Raw genomic sequence first — 5,452 nt, forward strand, 5'->3', positions numbered from 1 at the left:
AGCGAGGAGAGCGGCGGAGCCGCGCTTTTCAGTAAGACTTCGGGGCCGGAGCGAAGCGGAGGACCCGAAGTCACGAGCGGAGTGCCGCTTTTTTAGGAGGAGCGAAGCGGGGGAGAAAAAAGTGGTGCTTCGCGAGCCGGCTTCTAGAAAAAAAGAGGACCCGCTCTCCTCGCCGGACAGAGGTGAGTACGCCCCGAAAGCCGGTTTGACCTGCAACAACGGGCGTGACGGCCCGAAAGATGGCCGGCTGGCCCGCGCATGGCCCATGATCATGGTCGTCGGGGGCCGCTAGCAGGACCGACGGTGGGCGCATTTACAGTCTGCACTCCGGTACATCGGCCTAAGCGGATGAGCTGCGCGATGGCCCGATGGGGCACAACTTTTACACCCCTCTCCCGCAGATCACCCGTCACCGTCGCTTCTACCCAGGTTACGAGTCCGGTTGATCATCGCGATGACTAGGCGGGACGGGGGGGATGGCCGTGATCCCCATGTACTGCTGGATAAGCGCAGCTAGCGCAGAGCCATCGATCAACTCAATCCTTCCGTGCCTTGCTGCGAACTCATGTGACGCCTTGCCGAACCAAGACGACGTGATGAGGATTCCCTTGGTAGCCCGCTGGTCCTCGATAGCTCCGGCAAACGCCCTTACGATCTCGAAACCTACCAGTTTACGGTATCTCTTTACTTCTACGATCACGATCCCCCCCACTAACGGAGCAGGGTCTGTAACAACGGCATCGAACCCATGATTTGCCCGAATATCCTTGTTTTCAGCCCATGACCCATATCCCATACGCTGGAACAATTCTCTTACCAGTCCCTCGAATGCGAGGGGTGACATGGAATACAGATCGAAAACGCTCTGACGTTCTTGAAGAGGGTTAATTGGCACCGCTGGTTTCGCCGGACCATCAGGCAACGTTCTTCGATTCGTATTCGCAGGCAACCTAGTCGGCGAGTTATCTCCCTCAACTTCGGGTTCTATTTTCACTTGCCGCCCCAATAGGAACCAGATGGTTTGGTTCGCCAGCCTCAAGCTCCTCTCTAATTGCACCTGAGATTCAAGTGATGCGATGAGGCGTTGGGTCAAAGACGCATCGCTCGCCCGGTCACTGATTGTTCGATCACTCTCAATCTCATTACTCTGCGAAGTCGTAACCTTCCGCAACAATTCAAGAGCGTATGCTGTTTTCCGCTCCCTCTTGGTTGGAGATGTCTCAGTTACACGAATGAGTGCCGTAATAAACTCTTTCCGGGGAGTCGCTCCGCTCAGGTTCGCACTCACTTGTCCTTTCGAAAAGTTGATCTCTTTTCCGAGTTCGGCAAGCGTGATGCCCTTCGCGTCAATCTGTTCGCGCATGAACTGAGCCAAAGTGTGGCCTTCTCGTGTCTCGGACCGGATCGGCCCCCACGGCCTGCCTGCACGCCTGGTACCCATCGCTAGGCCCCCGCCTCATCTGTTGGATTGTTTGTAATGTTTGGGAACAATCCTGGGTTGTTCGCAGTCTAGCTGCGTTGTTCAGCACCCGAAGGTGGAACTAATAGATCAATGGCCAGGGAGCGCTACGGTTCGTACGTCAACTCGCAAACGTCCGGACAGCGCATCGCTGCCAGATTTTTTGGATGGGGTTTCTCTGTGAACCGGAAGAAATGGTCCCAGGCGCACTGGCAGTTGGTTCTTGCGGCACTGGCTCTACTGGTGGCCACCGTTTCCTGCATCGACCAACTGTATCGGTAGATAATATTTAGGGGATTGGTAGTCAGTATGTGACTGGTTACCAATCCCCGAAGAGGAGCGGCTACGTCGCCCTCACCCATGGATTGCCCACCGCGGTCTTCCGTCGGATCAGCGAGGGGCTTGCGAGTGTGGCTCGCAGGACTGCTGAAACACCCGGGTGTTTCAGCAGTCCGTCACTTGCGGACACCGGACAGGGCGGACAGCATCATTCGGTGCTGTCCGGTGCGTTTGTGCTGGTCACAGCCATATCCGGACAGTCGGACAGTGTGGTGCGTAGCTGCCTGATCGCCTCGACCGGACCGAGGTTCGCGTCTTTCGCAGGTGCCCATAGCGACAGGACGTCGGCCGCGCCGTCAGCCATCGTGGCAGGCAGCCCCGCCGTCTTGAGGGCCGACGAGACTTCCCGCATCTCTGCTTCCCATCGCCATGCTTTGGCCGCTACGTCGGCGGTGTAGGCAAGGTCGGCAAGGTGCCTCGCCGAATGATGGTGGGCGATGTCGAGTAGGTCCGGTCCGACTCCGTACTCGTCTGCCATCGCATGAGCTACGGCAGCAAGGGCTCTGCTCGCCTTTTGGTATGCCGAGTAGGACAGCTTCAGGCCGGATGCCTGCCCGATCCCGCCGGGAAGGGTCTTCGGTTGGACCCGGGTGTCAGCGAACAGAGCCGTGACACGGGCGACGTCACCCCGCGCTCCCGACAGGTAGAGCCATGGGGATCGAGTCGCCGACGGTGGGGACCCGACTACGCCCCCATCGACCACCGCGGCACCCCCCTCGTTGAGGAGCGCGGACATGCGTTCCATGCGCTCCGGGCTCACCGCGTTCGCCTCCACATAGAGCCCTGAGAACCGTCTCTCGGCGACGGATCGGGCTACCGCTTCCGCCGCTCCAGGGGGGCACAGTGAGATCACGTGCGTGCTGCGATCGAGTAGTTCGTCAAGCCCGTCGACGGCCTCAAGGTTGAACTTCGCCGCCCGTGCTCTCGTCTCGGCGCTACGGCCTGCCGCGCACCAAAGGACCGCAATGCCGCGACTGCTCAGCTCACCCGCAACCGCGGCGCCCATGCTGCCCGGGTGGAGGACCCCGACCGTGGTCATGCGACTTCTTGGAGCAGGTCGTTCGGCGCGAACCGATCGGGCGCCTTGTCTCTCACAGCCTGACGGATCAGTGCGGCGGCTTCATCCGGTGGTGTGCGATCGGTCCGCACGATCAGGGACCACAGCACACTGCGGTGGGCTTCGAGATCTGCGTAGGTCTCAGTCCAAGCCCTTAGCCGAGCATCGCTGTCGGAGTCACCTCGGGCGGCCGACCGTTCCGCGGTGACATGTTCGGGGCACCAAAGCAACACCCGAGTCCAGTTCGCCGGATACGCCGCGAGCGCAGTAAGCGCTTCGACCTGTCCAACGTGAACGACGGGAACGCGTCCCTGCGACGTCAGGCGGTCAAGCTCGGGTGCGTCCGTCGCGTATTCCGCTTCGTAGCGCCGATTGCTGTGCACGATCAGCCCATCGCGGTGAAGGTCAGCCAAGGTCTCGGCATCCGTCATGCGGTAACCGGTGGAACGACCTGGACCGGCTTTCAGTCGCTGGAAGTGGACGAACGACGCGTCCGCACGGGACAGAGCAGCGGTCACCGTGTCCTTGCCGGAAGCGGGCGGACCATAGAGAACCACAGCGGACGAAGTCACCACCGGCCTCCCCCCATGAGGGTGTCCCGAGCGCGATCGGCGAGTGAAACGGCCGTGCCATGCCGGTTGTCCACGTGGAAGTGCGGACCGGCGGGCCGCATTTGCGGATCGACTCCTGCGGCGTAGACGTCCCAGTTCTGAAGCTTCCACGCGTCCCGAGGTGCATCCCTGAATTGAACGTACTCATACATCGAGTCAGGGTCGCATTCAACCCAGATGATCAGTGGCGTGACGCGCTTTGCTCGGCACTTATTGAAGATCCGACGCATCCAAGCCGGGTCGGAGAATTGCGACACGAATGGCGCATCGAGAATTACCGATATCCCACAGTCGAGATTGTCCCAAGCAGCTTCCATGAGGCATCGGTACTCATGAGGCTTGACTCGCTCGGCATAGAGACTCGAATGCCTGTCGTACGGATCGGCGCCGAGGGCCGTTAGCAACTGCTCGACCATGGGCCGAGTGATCGAGTCCTTGTCGAGAATCGGCCAAGCCGTGAGCGTTCCCAGGAACCTGGCCAGCTCTGATTTTCCCGACCCCGCGTAACCACCGACCATGGTCAAAGTTGTGGAGCGCTCTGGTGTGGCGATCCCTCTGCGACGCTGCCATGCACCGACCACATGCCCTCTCAGGTCGGATACAGACGCTTCCGGGACGCCGGCCTTGACCATGCTGAGCGCCGAGTCGATTGCCTGCTCATCGGGGTCCATGGGTGGATTGGCCCGCCGTGAGTCGTCGGACATCGGAGCTTCCTCCATCGGCAGTGGATTCCTGAACCCGAGCTGCGGTTCAGTCGCCTTGTACAGGAGGCAGTAGGCTCGCCGGTAATGCGGCCCCGGGTACGTTCTTCCCGTCTCGTGAGCCGACAGGGTTTGGAAGTTCGCCGCCAAGTTCCAACGGTTCCGCTCAGAGATGTCGCGCAATTCCTGCCCAACGTCTTCCTGAGTAAGTCCAAGCGCTTCCCGTGCTTTACTCAGACTCTCTGGATTCCATCCTGGTCGACCCCGAGTCACTGCCCCTCCTAGGCTTCAGTCGGCTCGATCCTAAGCACCATGATCGGCCGATGGAGAATGCAACGCTAATCGTGTAGCTACTCGTTGAAAGCTCGTTTAGTTCGCTTGATTAGCTATGAGTGATGGAGAGTTGCCGTAAGTAGCGGTTGTATTGCTCATGTCAGTCGACATCGACTCAAGGAGCAAGACCATGTGCGGCAACTGCGGTAGCAGCCTTCCCCCCGTCACCACTGGCGACGGGTGCGTGTGCCCCGGGTGCGGAGCCTGCCGGCGGTAGCGGTCAGGACGCCGAGTCCTCAAGGACTGCGACCCGCTCCGCCAGGACGCCGACCTGCTCTTGCAACTGCGCCACTTGCGCAGCCAAGGCAGCTACGTCCACCGGCATTCGGACCGCCCCCGGAGTCACGTCGGAACGGACGTAGACGCCCTTGCCCTGCTGACCCACGATCAGGTCTTCGTTGCGCAGGATCGCCAACGCGCTCTTGATCACGGTGTTTGACACGCCGAACTCCGCCTGTAGCTCGGCGAGGGATGGCAGTCGATCGTCCGGCAGGTACGTCCCCCGAGCGATCCGGGAGCGCAACTCCGTGGCGATCCGTTGGTAGGCGGCGACTCCGTCGCTTCCGGACACGTCAGTCCCCCTCATAGGTACCTGTAGCTCCAAGTCCACCACATCCGTCGAAGAATCTTCAGAGAACTACTTGACGCTCTTAGTGCTCTAAGAGCACTCTCTGAGAACGGGTAGACCTTCGGGTCTGTTCCCAAGATCAGATCCACATCTCTCTGCTTGCGACCTGCCAGGGAAGGCGGCTTCGGCTGCGCGCCCGTAAGTGCCGGGACAGCTCGTTTCTTGAGAACTGAATCCTGCGAGTGACCGCGGCCCCGGGTCGCTCGCGTCGGTCTGCACAGGGGCTTTTGCCATCCGTCGTTCGCGACGGGGCTACTTCATACGTGTTCCGGGGCGGCTGCCGATCCTTGCCGGGAGGCAGCCGCCCCGTGGGCCGTGACCTTC

General features: G+C 60.7%; 5 protein-coding genes. All 5 read right to left on the minus strand.

Annotated elements, in window-relative coordinates; translation table 11 throughout:
• Positions 1 to 430 precede the first annotated feature (430 nt).
• The 5 genes from GT354_RS16535 to GT354_RS16555 all read right to left on the minus strand — a co-directional run bounded on the left by GT354_RS16535 (position 431) and on the right by GT354_RS16555 (position 5,071).
• Positions 431 to 1,363: a restriction endonuclease gene (locus GT354_RS16535; protein ID WP_161357072.1), complete on the minus strand. Its 933-nt coding sequence runs from the start codon at positions 1,361 to 1,363 to the stop codon at positions 431 to 433.
• A 583-nt stretch (positions 1,364 to 1,946) separates the two neighbouring features.
• Entirely contained in the window at positions 1,947 to 2,837 is an 891-nt protein-coding gene (locus GT354_RS16540) for an NAD(P)-dependent oxidoreductase (RefSeq protein WP_161357073.1), read from the minus strand.
• Positions 2,834 to 3,373, minus strand: a complete 540-nt coding sequence (locus GT354_RS16545; RefSeq protein ID WP_346012052.1) for a guanylate kinase — start codon at positions 3,371 to 3,373, stop codon at positions 2,834 to 2,836. Before GT354_RS16545 ends, GT354_RS16540 begins: the two co-directional genes overlap by 4 nt.
• A 50-nt stretch (positions 3,374 to 3,423) precedes the next feature.
• Positions 3,424 to 4,170 carry an AAA family ATPase gene (locus GT354_RS16550; RefSeq protein WP_346012053.1) on the minus strand — a complete coding sequence of 249 codons (747 nt, stop codon included), beginning with the start codon at positions 4,168 to 4,170 and terminating at the stop codon, positions 3,424 to 3,426.
• A gap of 550 nt (positions 4,171 to 4,720) precedes the next feature.
• The gene (locus GT354_RS16555; protein ID WP_161357076.1) at positions 4,721 to 5,071 is read right to left on the minus strand and encodes a winged helix-turn-helix domain-containing protein; all 351 of its coding nucleotides are present in this window, start codon (positions 5,069 to 5,071) and stop codon (positions 4,721 to 4,723) included.
• Positions 5,072 to 5,452: the final 381 nt, after the last annotated feature.

It is taken from the genome of Streptomyces sp. SID3343 (genome assembly GCF_009865215.1).
In the GTDB taxonomy this organism is placed as follows: domain Bacteria; phylum Actinomycetota; class Actinomycetes; order Streptomycetales; family Streptomycetaceae; genus Embleya.

Coding starts and splice junctions, on each gene's coding strand:
- GT354_RS16535 (WP_161357072.1), bottom strand. CDS start 1,363: ATGCGCGAACAGATTGACGCGAAGGGCATCACGCTTGCCGAACTCGGA.
- GT354_RS16540 (WP_161357073.1), bottom strand. CDS start 2,837: ATGACCACGGTCGGGGTCCTCCACCCGGGCAGCATGGGCGCCGCGGTT.
- GT354_RS16550 (WP_346012053.1), bottom strand. CDS start 4,170: ATGTCCGACGACTCACGGCGGGCCAATCCACCCATGGACCCCGATGAG.